This is a genomic window from Hymenobacter cellulosilyticus, from assembly GCF_022919215.1.
Classification (GTDB): Bacteria; Bacteroidota; Bacteroidia; order Cytophagales; family Hymenobacteraceae; genus Hymenobacter; species Hymenobacter cellulosilyticus.
In genome coordinates, this window is sequence record NZ_CP095046.1 from 1,408,679 (window position 1) to 1,425,370 (window position 16,692).

The window sequence follows — 16,692 nt, forward strand, 5'->3', positions numbered from 1 at the left end:
GTGAGACATCTCGCGTGGCATCGTTCGGTTAATAACTCAACATCAGCACGCGAGATTCCTCGCCAAGCTCGGAATGGCGTTCAAATAGGAACAGTATAGTACCAGTACCATGAACGACCCGCAAAACCGCTCTTCCAACGACTTCTTCTGGCCCAGCTACGTGGACCTGATGACGTCGCTCTTCGTGGTGATGCTGGTTTTGTTCGTGTATAGCTTCAAGCTGTTCAAGGACCGAGAGCACGACCTGAAAACAGCCAACGGGGAGCTCAAAGCCAAGGCCGAGGAGCTGGAGCAGATTACCAAGATCCGCAACTCGCTCAAGCGCCTGGAAGGCCGCTACTTCAAGTACGACCCTGCCCTGGAGCGGCACGAGCTGCTGGTGCCGGTGCAATTCAAGTCGGGGCGCGACGAAATCCAGGACGCTTACAAGCCGGCCCTGCTGCAGGCGGGTCGCACGCTGCGCTCGGTGCTCAAAACCATCAAAACCGAGCAGCCAGTGCGCTACCTCGTCATTGTAGAAGGCATGGCGGCCCGCTACGCCGGCAACGACGCCCGCAACCGCGCCGAGGAGCAGCTCACCTACCAGCTCAGCTACCGCCGGGCCCTGAACCTGCTCAACTTCTGGAAACAGAACGGCCTCGACTTCAGTCAGGACAGCGGGGTGGAGCTCATCATCGGCGGCAGCGGCTTCTTCGGCACCGGCCGCTACCGGGGCGCAAAAGAAGGCCAGAACAAGCGGTTTTTGATTCAGGTGATTCCCAAGATCGGGCGTATTACCAGCCGGTAGCAGCGCCTAAATCAGAAAGCGCCTTTCCAGAACGTCATTCCGAGCTTGCCGGAGAATCTTGCGTGCTGGCTTCGCTCAACAAGTGGGTTACTATGGCACGCGAGATGTCTCGCTTTGCTCGACATGACCATCCTGTTTCAGTGCAGACGAAAGCCGGAGTAAACACCGTTAGGAAGTAGGTAAGCCAAAACAAAAAGCCGCAATCCGCGCAGTTTGCGGGTTCTGGGTTTATATTCGGCCCATCCTCCTTTCTACGCTCTGTATCGTATGCGCAAATTATCCTACCCGTTACTGGCGCTGACGGCCCTGGCGGCTTGTAAGTCGACCCAACCGGCCAATGACGTGGCCGCCCGTCGGCCCATTACGGAAGTGCCTACTGCTGAAACCAATGGTCCGAGCCGGCGCGGTGCGGCGGCCGCGGCCGAATCCCGACTACCCGTGGAATACCCCAGACCCGCAAAACCAACCATACCGACGACTACTTCGGCACGCCCGTCACGGACCCCTACCGCTGGCTTGAAGACCTCGACTCGCCCGAAACCAAGGAGTGGGTAACGGCCCAGAACAAGGTCACCTTCGGCTACCTGGAGAAAATTCCGTTCCGGGACCAAATCAAAAACCGGCTGACCAAGCTCTGGAACTACGAGCGGTTTGGCGTGCCCCAGATTGAGGGCCCCAACCTGTACTACTCCAAAAACGACGGTCTGCAAAACCAGGGCGTGCTGTATGTGCAGCAAAACGGGCAGGAAGGTCAGCCCGACGTGCTGCTGGACCCCAACAAGTTCTCGGCCGACGGCACAACAGCCCTGGCCGGCACCTATTTCTCCAACGACCACCGCTACATGGCCTACGCCACTTCGGGCGGCGGTTCCGATTGGCAAAAGCTCAAGGTGCTGGACCTCAAAACCCGGCAGCCGCTCAAAGACGAGCTGCAGTGGGTGAAGGTGTCGGGGGCGGCCTGGAGCAAGGATGGCTTCTACTACAGTCGCTACGACGCGCCCAAGGCAGGTCAGAACCAGCTGTCGGGAAAAAACGAGTTCCACAAGGTGTACTACCACAAGCTGGGCACCGCCCAAAGCGCCGACAAGCTCGTCTACGAAGACAAGACCATGCCCCTGGGCTTCCGCACGGTGGGCACCACCGAGGACGAGCGGTTCTTGGTGCTCTACACCACCGACGGCAAAAACGACGGCAACCGCCTGGCCGTGCGCGACCTGACCGACTCGAAGCAGGCCACCAAGTTTACTACGCTCATTTCGAGCTACCAGTATAACAACTCCGTCATTGGCAACGTGGGCGGGCAGCTGCTGGTGCTTACCAACTACAAGGCCCCACGGTACCGCATCGTCCTGATTGACCCCAAAAAGCCTCAGGAGGCCAATTGGAAAGAGGTAATTAAGCAGGGCGAAAACAAGCTGGAGGATGTGGCCCACGTGGGTGGCCGCCTCATCGTGACCTACCTCAAGGACGCCAGCAGCCAGGTGAAAGTGTACTCGGAGAAAGGCGAGTTTCAGAACGACGTGGAGCTGCCCGCCATTGGCACGGCCTCGGGCTTCGGCGGCCGCCGCGACGCGAAGAGCGTGTACTATGCCTTCACTTCGTTTGCCTACCCCACTACTATTTACCGCTACGACCTCGACTCGAAGCAAAGCACCGTGTTCCGGGCCCCGAAAGTGGACGTGAAGCCGGAAGATTACGTGACCACGCAGGTATTCTACGCCAGCAAGGACGGTACGAAAGTGCCCATGTTCATTGTACACAAGAAGGGTGTGAAGCTCAACGGCCAGAACCCGACGTATCTGTACGCCTACGGTGGCTTCAATATTTCCCTGACGCCCGGCTTTAGCGTGGCCCGCATGTTGTGGCTCGAAAACGGCGGCATTCTGGCTATTCCCAACCTGCGCGGCGGCGGCGAGTACGGCGAAGCCTGGCACCAGGCCGGCATGACGCCCAACAAGCAGAACGTATTCGACGACTTCATTGCCGCCGCCGAATACCTCACCGTGCAGAGCTACACCGACTCCAAGCACCTGGCCATTGCCGGCGGCTCTAACGGTGGCCTGCTGGTGGGCGCCATCATGACGCAGCGGCCCGACCTAGCCCACGTGGCTTTCCCGGCCGTGGGCGTGATGGACATGCTGCGCTACCAGAAGTTCACCATCGGCTGGAACTGGGCTCCCGAGTACGGCACTTCCGACAACTTCGAGCAGTTCAAGAACCTCTACAAATTCTCCCCCCTGCACAACCTGCGCGCTGGTACCACTTACCCAGCCACGATGATAACCACCGCCGACCACGACGACCGGGTAGTGCCCGCGCACTCGTTTAAATTCGCGGCTACGTTGCAGGAAATGAACGCCGGACCCAACCCCCAGCTCATTCGCGTCGACGTGAATGCCGGGCACGGCGCGGGCAAGAGTACGGCCCTGCAGATTCAGGAGTGGGCCGATGTGTGGTCGTTTGCCTTCCAGAACATGGGCGTCAATCCGTATCCAATGGGGCGCTAAGCCGTAGGTAGGTTTCGGGCGTCGCTTCGTATCTTGCGGCCCCAAAGTCCCAAACGCCTGTCTTATTTCGGCTTACTATGAACAAAAAGTTCCTGCTCGGTCTGCTGACCGGCGCTTCGCTGCTGACGCTGTCCGTGACCTCGTGCAAAAATCCTGATAACGAAACCAATGAGACGGTAGAGGCTCAGGCCCTGCCCCCATTCCTCCGGCTCCCGACACGACGGGCGGCAAAACGGCTCCTCAGAACGCCGCTACCCGCGAAATCAACTCGGTGAATGCTACCGAGGATATCAAGAAAATGCAGCCCCAGATGTAATTTCAGCCTTCGGGCTTTTCTGCCAACGCCCACTTGCGCTTCGTTTGAGCAGGTGGGCGTTGGTGTTTTTTGCTATTCTTGCGAGGCTGAAAGCCGTTTGTGATGCTGCGCTCTGCATGACGTGCTTTTTCGGTTCTAAATTCTTCTGATCCATGGCAAACATTACCATTCGGCGCGGTACGCCCGACGACCTGGCCCGCGTGCACGAGCTGATTGTGGAGCTGGCTATTTATGAGCGGGCTCCCGAGGAAGTCACCAATACCCTGGTGGACATGCACCGCGACGGGTTCGGGCCCGAGCCCATCTTCGGCTTTTTCGTGGCCGAAACGGCTGAGCAGGGCATTCTGGGCATTGCGCTGTTCTACACGGCCTACTCGACCTGGAAGGGGCGGATGCTGTATCTGGAAGACCTGGTGGTAACCGAAGCAGCCCGCGGCACGGGTATCGGCAAGAAGCTGTTTGATGCCGTGGTAGCCGAAGCCCGCCGCACCGGGGCCCACCGCCTCAGGTGGCAGGTCCTGGAGTGGAATGAGCCCGCCATTGGCTTCTACAAGCACATCGGCGCCAACCTCGACCCGGAATGGTTCAACGGCAACCTCAACGCCGAGCAGCTTCAGGCATACGCGTGCGACGAGGCTGTAGTAGCCGCCGTAGAGGCGAATACTTTGCGGAACGAGTAAGCCCAGCAGAGCGAAACTGCCAGCCAGGCCGTGCCAGCCGCCGCCGCAGTTACGAATAGGGACGACTCACGCAGGGCGAACAGTAGCAGGGCCAAAGAGGCCGCAAGGCGCACCGGCTCCAGCAGGTAGCCGGTGCGCTTGGCTTCAAACAGGGCTCCGCAGGCTACGGCTGTCCACATGCACCAGCCGGCCACGAGGTAGCGCACGGCGGGCTGCATGTCTTTCTGGGTGAACATAAACACAGCCGCCACGCTCAGCAGCACGGCGTATTGTAGCAGCACGTAGAAGTTGACGGTACGCGGGGCGCTGGTCGTGTACTTTTGCACGGTGTCGGCGCTGACTTCCGGAATCTGGTAGGGGCCGCCCAGGGCGGCGGGGCGCCAGCCGGGCCGGCCAAACATGACGCGCAGCTTATTCCAGAAACCGGGCGTTTCGCGCACCTGCTCCCGCATCTGGAAGTAGTGCCCGAAGTTGACCCACACCGGGTTCCAGGACTGCACCGGGGTGGTAATGCCGTACACTGGGGTTTCCTCTTCGACCTGGAAGGTGCCGAACAGCCGGTCCCAGATAATGAAGGTGCCCGCGTAGTTTTTGTCGATGTACTTGGGGTTGCGGCCGTGGTGCACGCGGTGGTGAGATGGAGTGTTGAAAACCCATTCCAGCGGGCCTAGCTTACCGATAAACTCGGTATGAATCCAGAACTGGTAGAGGGTAACCAGGGCCGAGACGTAGACGAAAAACTCGGTTTCGAAGCCCAGAATAGCCAGCGGCAAGTAAAACAGGAAAGTAAAGAAGCCCTGCAATGAGCTTTGGCGCAGGGCTACCGAGAGGTTGTAGTCCTCACTTTGGTGGTGTACCACGTGCCCGCCCCAGAAGAAGTTGATTTCGTGGGAGTAGCGGTGGGCAAAGTAGTAGCACAAGTCGGCCAGGATGAAGAGCACGATGCCCCAGGCCCAGGTTTGCGGAATGTGAAACAGGGCAAAGTGAGTGTACAGCAGCTCGTACATACCAATGACGCCAACCTTGAGCAGCACGCCGGTAATCTGGGAGGTCATGCCGCAGCTGATGTTGGTAATAGCGTCGTGGAAGCGGTACCGCTCGGTGTGTTGCAGCCGCTCGACCAGCAGCTCCACGCCGATGAGGGTGAAGTAAATTGGAATAGATAAAACGATAGGGTTCAGGTTCATGGGTGGGAATAGCTAGGGTGGGAGAGGGCAGAGTTGGGAATAGGAATATAGCAAAAAAGGGCCGCTCCTGACAGGAACGGCCCCTTCTGTTGGGCTAAGCGGCAAACAGCTGGTGCTAGTCGACTACTTCCAGCATGGTGCGGAAGGAGGCATAGCGCCCCCGAAGTGCTTTTCCATTTCCCGGATGAGGGCCGGAGCAGCTACTTGCTGGTATTCTTCGAGCTGCTCCATGCTCACGCAGTAGTACTGGGAGGCGTAGGTAACGCCGTTGTCTTCCTCATTGAGCATGCGGCAGAGCTGACTTTTCAGGAAAAAGCCGGTGGCCATAACTTCGGGCATGTGCGTGTCGCGCATGTAAACAAGCCATTCCTCCGCAATTTCCGGATCGAGGCTGGTGGTGACGTTGTAGAGAATCATAGTGAGCTATTGGTGCTGCGGGGCTTGAAAGGCAGAAATTTCAGCTGGGGCCAAGTGAAGGTGGGCCGGCCAGCGGCGTATCAGCCTAGGGTAACGCAAAAGTCGGCGGAAAAATCCATGCTCCGGAATTCTTACGGCGGTAGGAGCCGAAAATCAGACCCGCAGGTGGTCGAATTGGAAGTCCTGGATGCGGGCCTGAATGTCTTTGGGGCTAAGGTTTTCCTTGGCAGCCGTCTCGACCAGGGCAGGCAGTTGGGCGTCGCCGGCAAAGCGCAGGGACAGAATCTGCTTCATCTGGAGCTGGGTTTCGTAGGCGCGCAGGCTTTTGCCAGTCAGCTCGAAGTAGCGCTGCCGAACTTCCAGCCGAATCAAGCGGTCCTGCAAACTCAGGGCGTAGTGCTGGCGCAGCATGATGAGCCCGCCCAGGGTGACGATGCCCAGCAGCATCACGGTAAACCAGAGCCGGGAGATTTCGTCGTCGTTGCCGGCCACGTTCAGGTAGCGCCGAATGCCGTAGCCAGCTAGCACTAGGGCAGCGGGCACCAGTACAAAGTGGTGCCAGGGATAATACATTGGTTTGTTTTTGGTCGGATTATCGGCCATAGCGCGGAAAGAATGAAGGTGAAGGAAGGGGCAAGTAGCACAAAAAACACTCCGACCCAAGGGCCGGAGTGTCAGTATGTACGGGTATCAGCGCACAGCAGGCGGAGCCCGCCTACGATACTTTGGTCGCGGCTTTGGCGGCCCGAGTGCGCCTTTTCTCTTCTTGCAAGGCTTGCTTAGCGGCTTTTTGCTGCGTACGGGCCTGTTTGGCCGCCAATTGCTGCTCCTTGAGCTGGCGCTTCTGCTCTTTCATCTGCGCTTTGGTGTCAGATACGGCGCTGCTGCTGGCCGTGGCCTGGTCTTTCTGGGTGGCTAGGGTGGCTTTGGCGTCGGCGGTGCGCTGCTGCTGCATTTGCAGGCGGGCCTGGGCCGTATCAGCGGGAGCGGTTTGGGCCTGGGCAGCACTGGCGAGCAGCACGGCGCCGGTAAGTATGGCGAGAAACTTTTTCATGACAAAGGGGAGTTACTGTTTAGGCTGTAACGGCCCCGGGTGCCATAGTTGGTAATGCAGGCGTTTATTCCTCCAGATAGTCAAGGTCTTTGCCGTAGCTCTCGGGCAGGGTGCTGACGGCCCAGAAAGCTACCAGCAGCGACACAACCCCAATAATGGCCGCGCTGCCGATAATGCCCAGCGGCTGCCCGCCAATCTGCAATCCGGAAAGACCTTTGAAGATAGGAACCAGCAGCACCACCGAGCCCGGGCAAAGTTGGGGCCGTAGTAGCCACCGTGGCCCGCAGGTTGGTGCCAAACTGCTCGGCGGCCACCGTCACGAACAAGGCCCAGAAGCCTACCGTGAAGCCCAGCACGAAGCACACTGCGTAGAACGCCGTGGGCGAAGCGCCCCGAATGGCAAACAGGTATACTGCGCATAAAATACCGCAGATAAGGAGAAACAGCTGCAACGCCCGGTTGCGGCTGCGTAGCAGCTGGCTTAGGGTGCCGCTGGCAAAGTCGCCGAAGACCAGACCGAAGTAGCACCAGAACACGCCCAGGCCTGCTGTAACCTCGCCGGTGATGCCCAACGCGCGGCCAAACTCGGGGCCAGGGTAATCAGGATGCCGACCACAAACCACAGCGGCACCCCGATGAGCAGACACTTCAGGTAGCGGGCCAGGCGCGGACCATTGGTAAACAAGCTCAGGAAGTTGCCCCGCGAGGCCTCCGACTGCTTAGCTTGCTCAAACATACCCGACTCATAGACACCCACGCGCAACGCCAGCAGCGCCAGACCCAGGCCGCCGCCCACGAAATAGGCATTGCGCCAGCCAAGAGCCTCGCCCACCCAATACGCCAGCATGGCCCCCGACACACCTACGGTGGCCACAATCATGGTGCCGTAGCCGCGCTTTTCCTTGGGCAGGGTTTCGGAAACCAGGGTAATGCCCGCGCCCAGTTCCCCGGCCAGACCTACGCCGGCAATCAGCCGCAGCCAGGCGTACTGGTCGATGGTTTGGACGAAGCCGTTGGCCAGATTAGCCAGGGAGTACAGCAGAATGGAACCGAACAGCACCGACAGCCGGCCCCGTTTGTCGCCCAGAATGCCCCACAAAATACCGCCAAGCAGCATGCCGCCCATCTGCATGTTAATCAGGTACAAGCCTTGGTCGGTTACTTCAGCAGCAGCTGTGATGCCCAGCGTATTGAGGCTCTGCACCCGCACGATGCTGAACAGAATCAGGTCGTAGATATCGACGAAGTAGCCCAGGGAAGCCACAATGACAATGGCGCTGAACAGAGAGGCTGTTTTGGGGCGGAATCAGGGCGGGGGTGGTAGTGGCCATGCGGGAAAAGAGCGGAGTGAGCGGGATTAGAGCCGCAGATTACAAAGATTTCCCTGATGTAGTAGCAGCAGCTACTTCCTCGGCGTCGCAGCAGCCGTGGTGGCCTGCCACGGCAGTGTCCTGCTCAATCTGAACGGTGCAGTGGCCGATGTTGAATTCGTGGACCAGGTCGTGCTGCAGGTTTTTAAGGAAATGGTTGGCGTCGGAGCTGCTGGTGGGGCGCACCACGTGGGCCGTCAGGGCGGTATCCTGGGTGCTCAGGGGCCACACGTGCAGGTCGTGGACCTCCGTCACGCCGGGCTGGGCCAGTAGAAAGGTGCGGACGGCTTCCAAATCAATACCGGGGGCACGGCCTGCAGGCTGAGCTGCACCGTTTCGCGGAGCAAGCCCCAGGAGCTGTAGGCAATGACGGCCAGAATAATAAAGCTGATGGCCGGGTCAAGCCAGAGCCAGCCGGTCCAGAGCACCAGGCCGCCACCCACTACCACGCCAGCCGAAACCAGGGCGTCGGTGAGCATGTGCAGGTAGGCCCCGCGCACGTTCACGTCGCCTTTCTGCCCCCGGCTGAACAGCCAGGCCGTGAAGCCGTTGACCACAATGCCCAGGCCGGCTAGCAGCATGACCAGCTTGCCGTTGACGGGCTCGGGGTGGCGCAGGTGCTCAATGGTTTCCCACAGAATGGCCCCTAAGGCCGCATAGAGCAAGGCAGCATTGATGAGCGCGGCCTGAATGGTGGCCCCCTTGTAGCCGTAGGTGTAGCGGGCCGAGCTGCGGCGCTTGGCCAGTACCGCCGCGCCCCAGGCCAGGGCCAGGCTGAGCACGTCGCTCAGGTTGTGGCCCGCGTCGGAAAGCAGAGCCGTGGAATTGGCCCACAGGCCGCCGACCACTTCCGCAATAACGAAGGCCACGTTCAGGGCAATGCCTATGCCAAACGCCCGCCCAAACTCCGCCGGGGCGTGGGAATGGTGGTGATGGTCGTGGCTATGGTGGTCGTGAGAATGAGCCATACAGGCCAGGGGCTAAAAAAGCAGTTGGCAGCAAGTTACCTACTTGCTGCCAACTACCGGAACGTACGTAAGGTGCCTTTATCGGCTGGAATCGGCATTAAGAAGCTATTGCCGACTCCTGGGCTTTAGTTAAACGCCAGCGGCACGACCAGCTTCAGGCTCACGTTGCGGCCCATGTTGAATACGCCGTTACGCCCGTTGGCCACGTTGTAAGCCGCATACTTCAGGCGACTCAGGTGGCTCTGGTAGCCCACGTCGAAGAGGTTGGTGGCCGTCAGGTAAAGCGAAAAAAGAGTGCGGGCCCGGGCATTCACCACGTCGGAGCCCAGGCCCACGTTGACCAGCGTGTAGCCCGGCGTCCGGGTTTCGGTGTCGAAGGCTGAGAAAAAGCGGTTCTGGGCGAAGGTATGCTCCAGGCCGGCCCGGGCGTAAAGGTTGCTCAGGCGGGACTTGCCCACGGTGTGGAAGTTTACCCGCACGGTAGACTGTAGCCGGTCGGCGGGAATGAAGGGCAGGTACTGCTGGCCCTCGGGCTGGTTGAGCTGCCGGGCCCGCACCATGGAAAACGAGTTTTCGAAGTGCAGCCAGTCGAGCGGGTGGGGGTGAATGTCGAGCGTGGCCTCACCGCCGGCCAAGCGGGCCGTGCCCTGGTTGTACTGAAACACCGGGTCGCCTTCCTCACTCACGGCCCCTTCGACCCGCTCCGGAAACACGTAGTTCTGAATCTGGTTGCGGAAAGCGTCGAGGCTCAGGCTGATGTGGTCGGTGGTGTAGCTCACGCCGCCATCGAGCTGCAGGCTGGTTTCGGCCTTGAGAGTAGGGTCGCCGAGCTCGTAGCGGATGGTGCCTTCGTGCTTGCCGTTGGAGGCCAGCTCGGCAATGTTGGGGGCCCGGAACCCGCGCGACACGTTGGCCTTGAGCAGCAGCTTCTCAGTCAGGCTGTAAGCCCCGCCCAGGCTGCCCGACACGTTGCGGAAATTGCTGGTAAAGCCCCAAATTTCTCTTCGCCCTGCCCACTGCCCACGGGCTGCTCGGTGTCGGGGTCGAGGTAGAGGGCATCGGCGGTGATGCGGCGCAGGTCGTAGCGTAGACCACCGCTGAGGTCCAGGTTGCCGAAGGTTTTCTTGGTCACGGCAAACACCCCGCCGTCAAGCAGGCGGTAGGCCGGAATCAGGAATTCGACGCCCTTGTTGGTATTTTCCTGGCGCATGCCGCTCAAGCCGAGCGTGGTGCTCCAGCCGTTCATTTCGGGCAGAAAGTAGCGGGCGGCGTAGTCGAGGGTGCGGAGCTGGAAGAACAAGGAAGGGTCCTGGGGGCCAGCACGTCGCCAAACTCCCGGCGCAGGTTCTGCTGCCAGCCCACGTTTACCGTCAGTCGGCTTTGGCCCAGGATAAAGTTGTTGTCGGTACCGATGCGCAGGTGGTTAACCTGCTGCTGGGGCACGTCCAGGTCATAGCCGCGCAGGTCCTGGTCGGTTACGGCCCGCTCGTCGGCGTATTGGCCGCCCACGTTCACCAGCTTCAGAAACCGGCCCGTTTCCTCGTCCCGCTCGCCTTCCACCAGACCCAGCTGCTGGTTAAAGGAGTTGAAGGTCAGGTGGGAGTAGCCCCAGCTTTTGTTCAGGCCCACGTAGCCGTTGCCATCCAGCTCCCGAAAGCCGGAGTTATACACGCGGCCGTCGTAGCGGTTGCGGTAGGCGCCGGCTATTTTGCCGCTGCCCCGCACCAGCCAGTTGAAGCCATTCAGGTTGCCGGCATTCATCAGCGAATAGCCCTGCAGGTGGTTGTTGGTTTGGTAATTGGCCGCCACCGAGCCCAGCACTTTGCCTTCCTCCACTGGGTCGGGGGCCAGGAAGTTGACTACCCCAGCCATGCCGTCGGAGCCGTACAGCAAGCTGCCGGGGCCCTTGATAATCTCGGCCCGGTCGATGGCGTACTCGTCGATTTCGATGCCGTGCTCGTCGCCCCACTGCTGGCCTTCCTGCTTGGCCCCGTTGTTCAGGGTAATAACCCGATTCGAGCCCAGCCCCCGGATTACGGGCTTGCTGATGGCCGCCCCGGTCGTAATCTGGGCCAGGCCGGGCGTGTGGGCAATGGCGTCAATGGCGTTGGTCGAAGCGGCCTGGTTGAGCTGGTTGCGGTCCACGACGGTGGTAGGCACCGGGGAGCGGCGCATTTCCGTGGAAGCCGACACGCCCGTAACGACGATCTGCCCGATTTCGGTGGCGGCCGTAGCCAGTGTCACGTCCAGCGGCTGCCCCGTACCGGTATCCACAGTCTTCACAAACGTGTTGTAGCCGATAAAGCGCACCTGCATCAGAAAGCGCCCTTTAGGCAGATTCGGGAGACGGAAGGAGCCGTCGGGGCCGCTGGTCGTGGCTTGGCGCAGGTCGGGAAATACGACGGTGGCGCCGGGCAGCGGCTCGTTGGTGGCGGCATCCAGTACCCGGCCGGTGGTGGGCACAGCGGGCACCCGGGCGGCGCGGGTAGCGGGAGTAGCTGGAGTAGAACTAACCGGCGGGGGTGTTTGGGCCAACACGGTGCCGGAGAAAGCGAAAAGGAGCAGGCCAGGAGCCCAGGAAGAAGAAGACATAATAACTGCAAATACGCCGTAGCGCATGAACGGGAAATGAGGGGAGAAGATGCAGCCCGGAAACAAGAAAACACCGGCCAGCAGCCGATGTCTTCGTTAAGCTCTCCAAAACCAAACCAATTGGAGACGTGAGGCCCAACCGAAGCAGGGCCCGACTATCGTGATTTTGCCCTAGCGCACGGCCGTCGGGAAGGTAACTTCCACATCGGTGTCGCCGGGGGCAAACGTGCCATTCTTCGCGCCGGGCTGGTGCCGCAGCGTGATTTTGAGGTTGCCCGTAGCGCCAGTAGCATTAGCCGCGCCGGCTATTACACTGGTTTCGAGGCCCACTGCCAGGCCTTTGGCATCCTTATCGGTGGGAGTGATAGTGAGGTTCACGCCGCTAGGCTCGAAGAAGAAGATGTGCTCGTCGGCCTCTTCCTTGATTTCGTCGGAAGTGTTGACTACCGGGTTCTTGGTTTCGTCGAGCAGAACCAGCTTGCCGGTGTAGGAGGTACCAGCGGCCAGCGTGAGCGTCCCGATAACCGGGGCTACACCACCGTCGCCGTCCGCATCACGGTACTGCACCGTCACGGGCGTGCCGCCGCCCACCGGGGTCAGTTCGTAGCGCACCGTCGTGATTTGCTCGTTGTCGTCGTCGGGCTGAGGGTCGTCATCGTCTTTTTTGCAGGCTCCGAGTAAAGGAGCAACCAACAGCAGGGCCAACCAGGATTTCTTGATCGAAGGATGAGTCATGGGTAAAAAAGGTAAAAAATGGAAAGGAGATTAATGAAGCTTGTGGGGCAGTTCCAGCGGGATGTGTACCCGCAGGCTCACGTTGCGGCCCATTTCGTCGGTGAAGTAGCGGTAGCGGTTCAGGTAGTCGCGGTAGCGCTGGTTGAGCAGGTTTGAGCCCGCCAGGCTCACCTCTAGCGGCAGCTGGCCCCAACGGATGGTCGTCCCGATTTCCGCGTTGAGCAGCGCGTAGCCAGCCGGCGGGGCCAGCAGGTCGCGGGCTTCGTAGTTGTCGGGCACCCGGGTCTGGCGGGCCACGGCATACACGCCGGCCTGGGCGTAGCGGCCCGCCAGCCGCCCCTGGTCGCGGCTCCAGGTGTAACGCAGGGTCGTTTCGAGCCGGTCGGCGGGCATCAAAATCTGCCATTCATCGGCGCGGGTGTCGCGGGTGCGCACCACCGAGCCTTTCGCCGACAGCAGCCACTCGGGGGTCAGCTGGTAGCTGCTGCTCACATCCACGCCGCGGAAGGTGGCGTCAGTTTGTAGGTATTGCCAGCTGATATGGCTGCCGCGCACAGTTTGCACGGGCTCCGCCAGCGGGACTTGGTAGATGAAGTCCAGAATACGGTTCTGATACACCGTCACCTCGCCGTTGAAGCGGGGGTTGGCGTGCCAGTTCATCGTTAGGCCAGTATTCAGCGCCGTTTCGGGGCTTAGGGGCACAGCGCCCGGTACCAGGTCGTTGCCTAGCTCATACATGCCATTGTGCACGCCTTCACTAAACCGTTCGTTGGCGGCCGGAGCCCGGCGGGTCAGGCCGGCATTCAGGCTGAAGGTAAGGTGAGCCGAGGGGTCGTAGGTAGCGCCTACTGAGGCCGCCGGGTGGTATACTGAAAGCGGCTGCGGTCCACGAAGAAGGCCCCGTTGGCGTCCCGGTCGCCACGCTTCACGGCTAGGTCACGTCGGTCTAGGCGCAAACCGGCTTCGAGCAGCCAGGGACCTTGCTGCCACTTTTCAATCCAGAATGCTCCACCCACCAAGTTGGTGTAATAGGGAATAAACTGCCGGCTGCCGTTGGCGTAGCGGTTGGCCTGATAGGTGCCTGCCAGGCCCACACTGCCGCGGAAGTGGTGCCAGGGCTTGTGCTCCCACAGCAGCTCGCCGGTGCTGGTGCGGTTGGTGTAGCTCAGCTCGGGCTTGTTGAGGCTGGCCAAGTTGTCGTTGCGGGGCCGAAACTTGTCGTACTCGTCCCGGAAGTCGGTCTGCTGGGCCACGGTGAACTGCAGCTGACCCGCCTCACCAGTCTGCACAAAGCCCGTGAGCTTGGCTACATCGTGGCGCACGTGCTGGTAGGCGCGGTCTATGGCGTAGCTGAAGCCAGTGGTTTCCAGGGGCTCGGTCCGGGCAATGGCCAGCAGCAGGTCGGTCTTGCTTTCGGCGTGCGAGGCCGGCAAAATGCCGATTCGAGTGTTGAACTGGCTGTAGAAAACTTCCAGTCCGTAGGTCGGCTTACGCCAGCCCACGGCCCCGGAAAAGTTGTGCTCGGCAAACCCCGAGTTTTTCAGGTTATAGTCGGGAGTACGCATCGTGCCGGCCCGCCGCAAGGTTCCCTGGACCCGCCAACTCAGGGCTGGTAGCTGGCGCAGGTTGCCATCGAGCGTGCCCGATGCCGCGCCCAGCCCATTGTTGCTCATGCCCACCAGGCTGAGGTCGGCGCTGGTGCCGGCGGAGTCGCGCAGAGGCTTGGGCTCCACTAGTACCACGCCGCCAATGGCATCGGAGCCGTAGCGCACACTGGCCGCGCCCTTCACCACTGTGAGGCGGGAGGCAATGAAGGGGTCAATTTCGGGGCCGTGCTCTACGCCCCACTGCTGGCCTTCCTGGCGCACACCGTTGTTCAGAATCGTAACCCGGTTGGAGTGCAGGCCGTGCACCATGGGTTTGAAAATGCCCGGCCCGGTCTGAATAGCCGTGACGCCCGCCATTTTCTGCAAGGCTTCTCCCAATGCCTGCCCCGGGTTTGTTGCAGGGCCTGCCCGCTCAGCACCGCCGTGGGCTGGGTCGTAGGCGCGGCCGTCCGCTGGCCCTGTACCAGGGCGCTGTTAAGCAGAATAGCATCGGGATGCAGCCGGAAGTCCCGAATGACGGCCTCAGCCACGCGCACCTCAGCCACCTCATTGCTGTAGCCGAGGTAGGTTATCTGCACGTGGTAAAGGCCCGCGCAAACGTGGAAATGGTAGTTGCCGGCCGCGTCCGTCTGGGTAGCCTGCTGGGTTTCCAGCAAAACCACCGTAGCGCCCGGCAGCCCCTCCCGCGACTCATGGTCGGTAGCACGGCCGCTCAAGGAGAGCGTGCATTCGGACGGCTGCTGGGCGGCCTGCGCTACTCCGGTTGCTGCCAATACTAGCAAAAGCCACAGTACGCACGCTGCCCTAGCGGCTGCCAGGAAGCGAAAATTCATAAACAAAGAGGGAAGCCAGTGGGTAAAACCACTACTGCAATGGAGCAGCTCAACGGCTCTGGGCAACGTTGGGCCCCAGCCCGAATCAGGTGCGAGGGCACGGATTACAGGCTAGCAGCAGCTCATTACTCGAAATTTACCCCTGGCTGGGCGGGCCGCGCAGGTCGGCAGTCGACGGGCTGGTGGCCAGCCATACGGAAGTGCCCCGCTCGGTGGTGGGGGCGGCGTAACTGGTAAAAAACGCAAACTCCAGGGGCGAGGCCGCCTGGAAGGGTACGTCGTAGAAATGGTCGACGGCGCAGTGCTGGTGCTTGGCTGAGAGCAGGGCTTTGCCTTTGGTTGAGCCCGGCAACTGAGTTGTCTCCTCCTTGGTGTGCTCGTGTGCGTGCAACGCCAGAACCCACGTATCCGGCAGCAGCACCCGCATGAAGCAGAGCAGCAACAGAATAGCTAACCGGGACCGAAGTGCGTGCATTTGCAACAATGTGTCAGAAGGTGAGCCAAAGGTAAAACAAATTATGAATCAGCAAAACGAGCAGGATATTTCCTGGAAGAAGCCTAATAATATCCAGTTAGTTATATATAATAGGTTTGAAATGAGTGCTTTGTAGGCTAATGACGACGGCCTCATTCCTTACTTTACACAAGTGAAAGCTTGCTTTATTCCTAACCCAGAAACGGGCAAGCTCAACAGCTGCGTTAAGCTCATGAGTATAGAGCGTCCAAAGCTAAAGTTAATTTAAAGGCTCTGTTTAATCTTATATAAGTGCAATATTAAATAAGTCGCGTAGACGTTTATTGATATGTTTAAGTGCTTTTTGGTTGTCAATAAATGCAATTTTTACTAAGTTGCTGACTCTATTGGTTTTTGCCTTTGCGCCCCCTGAAGCTACCGGCCGGTTACAAAGCATCATTAAGCCGGTGATAGTAGGGCATAGTCGAAAAGTTATAGATTCGCACTTTGTTTACTTTACCTTTGTTCTATTGCTGACTATTAGTTCGTAGTCGGAATTGCCTAGTATGACCAAGCCCGATTCTCTCTTTTTGCATTATGACAAAGGCCTGCGCCTGTTGCGCTGGCAGTGGCGCGGTCCTATTCACGCAGCTCAGTTTCAGGCGGCCTTCTATCATCTGACGGAAATTTCGGAAAAAGAGAAGGTTAGGCGCTGGCTGGTGGACACAACGGGCATGCCCGTAGTCGGCATTGACGAGCAGGCCTGGCTGAGCGATACCTGGCTGCCGCTTTTTGCCCGGCTACAGGTGACGGACATTGCTATTATTCTGCCCTCTAGCCTGCACAATCAGTTGGTGGTAGAAACCGTACTGGCTGATGGTCAGCGCTACGACTGTGGAGAAATTCAATTCTTCTCCGACGTTACTTCCGCTCTGGACTGGCTCACCAACTCCTCGGGCCGCGGACCGGAGCTGGAGCTGGAGTGGCTGGAAGAGAATGGTGCTGAGCTAGAAAAGTTAAATAACCCGGCAGCTGGTAAAATGACCGCCTCGGCCAGTCAGCTCACGGATACGTTCTAGTTTACGTAGCTAGTGCTGATGAAAGTCGTCCCGACCCGGACGGCTTTTTCTTTTTCCGGGTAAACAGGTATTGCGCTGTCAAACTGGCAGAAAGGAAGTCGTGGAA

General features: G+C 59.8%; 19 protein-coding genes and 1 pseudogene. 5 read left to right on the top strand and 15 right to left on the bottom strand.

The window, feature by feature from the left end; genetic code table 11:
- The first annotated feature begins 109 nt into the window (after positions 1-109).
- The 4 genes from MUN79_RS06970 (at position 110) to MUN79_RS06985 (ending at position 4,290) form a co-directional block, all read left to right on the top strand.
- Positions 110-787 (top strand): OmpA family protein, encoded by a 678-nt coding sequence (locus tag MUN79_RS06970; RefSeq protein ID WP_244677012.1) that lies wholly within the window; start codon positions 110-112, stop codon positions 785-787.
- Between the two features lie 267 nt (positions 788-1,054).
- A complete protein-coding gene (locus tag MUN79_RS06975; protein WP_244677013.1) occupies positions 1,055-1,342 on the top strand; it encodes a hypothetical protein in 288 nt (95 codons plus the stop codon).
- Complete coding sequence (locus tag MUN79_RS06980) at positions 1,231-3,294, top strand: prolyl oligopeptidase family serine peptidase (protein WP_244678287.1); 2,064 nt, start codon at positions 1,231-1,233, stop codon at positions 3,292-3,294. Before MUN79_RS06975 ends, MUN79_RS06980 begins: the two co-directional genes overlap by 112 nt.
- Before the next feature lie 468 nt (positions 3,295-3,762).
- Positions 3,763-4,290 carry a GNAT family N-acetyltransferase gene (locus tag MUN79_RS06985; RefSeq protein ID WP_244677014.1) on the top strand — a complete coding sequence of 176 codons (528 nt, stop codon included), beginning with the start codon at positions 3,763-3,765 and terminating at the stop codon, positions 4,288-4,290.
- Here MUN79_RS06985 and MUN79_RS06990 read toward each other — a convergent pair.
- The 15 genes and pseudogenes from MUN79_RS06990 to MUN79_RS07060 all read right to left on the bottom strand — a co-directional run bounded on the left by MUN79_RS06990 (position 4,224) and on the right by MUN79_RS07060 (position 15,495).
- Entirely contained in the window at positions 4,224-5,477 is a 1,254-nt protein-coding gene (locus tag MUN79_RS06990) for a sterol desaturase family protein (protein ID WP_244677015.1), read from the bottom strand. The two genes, MUN79_RS06985 and MUN79_RS06990, sit on opposite strands and share 67 nt — an antisense overlap.
- A gap of 123 nt (positions 5,478-5,600) precedes the next feature.
- Positions 5,601-5,894 carry a DUF4286 family protein gene (locus MUN79_RS06995; RefSeq protein ID WP_244677016.1) on the bottom strand — a complete coding sequence of 98 codons (294 nt, stop codon included), beginning with the start codon at positions 5,892-5,894 and terminating at the stop codon, positions 5,601-5,603.
- 153 nt (positions 5,895-6,047) lie between these two features.
- Positions 6,048-6,497 (bottom strand): DUF6526 family protein, encoded by a 450-nt coding sequence (locus MUN79_RS07000; protein ID WP_244677017.1) that lies wholly within the window; start codon positions 6,495-6,497, stop codon positions 6,048-6,050.
- 112 nt (positions 6,498-6,609) lie between these two features.
- A complete protein-coding gene (locus MUN79_RS07005; RefSeq protein WP_244677018.1) occupies positions 6,610-6,948 on the bottom strand; it encodes a hypothetical protein in 339 nt (112 codons plus the stop codon).
- A 64-nt stretch (positions 6,949-7,012) separates the two neighbouring features.
- Positions 7,013-8,233, bottom strand: a pseudogene (locus tag MUN79_RS31730) (MFS transporter).
- 85 nt (positions 8,234-8,318) lie between these two features.
- Positions 8,319-8,612, bottom strand: coding sequence for a cation transporter dimerization domain-containing protein (locus MUN79_RS07015; RefSeq protein ID WP_244677019.1), 294 nt, complete (start codon positions 8,610-8,612; stop codon positions 8,319-8,321).
- Positions 8,570-9,286 (bottom strand): cation diffusion facilitator family transporter, encoded by a 717-nt coding sequence (locus MUN79_RS07020; RefSeq protein ID WP_244677020.1) that lies wholly within the window; start codon positions 9,284-9,286, stop codon positions 8,570-8,572. The genes MUN79_RS07015 and MUN79_RS07020 overlap by 43 nt, the downstream gene beginning before the upstream one ends.
- Before the next feature lie 125 nt (positions 9,287-9,411).
- Complete coding sequence (locus MUN79_RS07025; RefSeq protein ID WP_244677021.1) at positions 9,412-10,254, bottom strand: TonB-dependent receptor; 843 nt, start codon at positions 10,252-10,254, stop codon at positions 9,412-9,414.
- Positions 10,221-10,586 carry a hypothetical protein gene (locus tag MUN79_RS07030; protein WP_244677022.1) on the bottom strand — a complete coding sequence of 122 codons (366 nt, stop codon included), beginning with the start codon at positions 10,584-10,586 and terminating at the stop codon, positions 10,221-10,223. Before MUN79_RS07030 ends, MUN79_RS07025 begins: the two co-directional genes overlap by 34 nt.
- Positions 10,529-11,878: a TonB-dependent receptor gene (locus tag MUN79_RS07035; protein WP_244677023.1), complete on the bottom strand. Its 1,350-nt coding sequence runs from the start codon at positions 11,876-11,878 to the stop codon at positions 10,529-10,531. Before MUN79_RS07035 ends, MUN79_RS07030 begins: the two co-directional genes overlap by 58 nt.
- Positions 11,879-12,049: 171 nt before the next feature.
- Positions 12,050-12,613 carry a hypothetical protein gene (locus MUN79_RS07040; protein WP_244677024.1) on the bottom strand — a complete coding sequence of 188 codons (564 nt, stop codon included), beginning with the start codon at positions 12,611-12,613 and terminating at the stop codon, positions 12,050-12,052.
- 30 nt (positions 12,614-12,643) lie between these two features.
- Positions 12,644-13,420, bottom strand: coding sequence for a TonB-dependent receptor domain-containing protein (locus MUN79_RS07045; RefSeq protein WP_311136757.1), 777 nt, complete (start codon positions 13,418-13,420; stop codon positions 12,644-12,646).
- Between the two features lie 38 nt (positions 13,421-13,458).
- Complete coding sequence (locus tag MUN79_RS07050; RefSeq protein WP_244677025.1) at positions 13,459-14,577, bottom strand: TonB-dependent receptor plug domain-containing protein; 1,119 nt, start codon at positions 14,575-14,577, stop codon at positions 13,459-13,461.
- On the bottom strand, positions 14,490-15,053 hold the full coding sequence (locus MUN79_RS07055; protein ID WP_244677026.1) for a carboxypeptidase-like regulatory domain-containing protein: 564 nt from the start codon (positions 15,051-15,053) through the stop codon (positions 14,490-14,492). Before MUN79_RS07055 ends, MUN79_RS07050 begins: the two co-directional genes overlap by 88 nt.
- Positions 15,054-15,189: 136 nt before the next feature.
- Positions 15,190-15,495, bottom strand: coding sequence for a hypothetical protein (locus MUN79_RS07060; RefSeq protein WP_244677027.1), 306 nt, complete (start codon positions 15,493-15,495; stop codon positions 15,190-15,192).
- A gap of 578 nt (positions 15,496-16,073) precedes the next feature.
- Here MUN79_RS07060 and MUN79_RS07065 point away from each other — a divergent pair.
- Complete coding sequence (locus MUN79_RS07065) at positions 16,074-16,586, top strand: hypothetical protein (protein ID WP_244677028.1); 513 nt, start codon at positions 16,074-16,076, stop codon at positions 16,584-16,586.
- Positions 16,587-16,692 lie beyond the last annotated feature (106 nt).

Coding starts and splice junctions, on each gene's coding strand:
- MUN79_RS06970 (WP_244677012.1), top strand. CDS start 110: ATGAACGACCCGCAAAACCGCTCTTCCAACGACTTCTTCTGGCCCAGC.
- MUN79_RS06975 (WP_244677013.1), top strand. CDS start 1,055: ATGCGCAAATTATCCTACCCGTTACTGGCGCTGACGGCCCTGGCGGCT.
- MUN79_RS06985 (WP_244677014.1), top strand. CDS start 3,763: ATGGCAAACATTACCATTCGGCGCGGTACGCCCGACGACCTGGCCCGC.
- MUN79_RS06990 (WP_244677015.1), bottom strand. CDS start 5,477: ATGAACCTGAACCCTATCGTTTTATCTATTCCAATTTACTTCACCCTC.
- MUN79_RS06995 (WP_244677016.1), bottom strand. CDS start 5,894: ATGATTCTCTACAACGTCACCACCAGCCTCGATCCGGAAATTGCGGAG.
- MUN79_RS07000 (WP_244677017.1), bottom strand. CDS start 6,497: ATGGCCGATAATCCGACCAAAAACAAACCAATGTATTATCCCTGGCAC.
- MUN79_RS07005 (WP_244677018.1), bottom strand. CDS start 6,948: ATGAAAAAGTTTCTCGCCATACTTACCGGCGCCGTGCTGCTCGCCAGT.
- MUN79_RS07020 (WP_244677020.1), bottom strand. CDS start 9,286: ATGGCTCATTCTCACGACCACCATAGCCACGACCATCACCACCATTCC.
- MUN79_RS07035 (WP_244677023.1), bottom strand. CDS start 11,878: ATGTCTTCTTCTTCCTGGGCTCCTGGCCTGCTCCTTTTCGCTTTCTCC.
- MUN79_RS07040 (WP_244677024.1), bottom strand. CDS start 12,613: ATGACTCATCCTTCGATCAAGAAATCCTGGTTGGCCCTGCTGTTGGTT.
- MUN79_RS07050 (WP_244677025.1), bottom strand. CDS start 14,577: ATGGCGGGCGTCACGGCTATTCAGACCGGGCCGGGCATTTTCAAACCC.
- MUN79_RS07055 (WP_244677026.1), bottom strand. CDS start 15,053: ATGAATTTTCGCTTCCTGGCAGCCGCTAGGGCAGCGTGCGTACTGTGG.
- MUN79_RS07065 (WP_244677028.1), top strand. CDS start 16,074: ATGACCAAGCCCGATTCTCTCTTTTTGCATTATGACAAAGGCCTGCGC.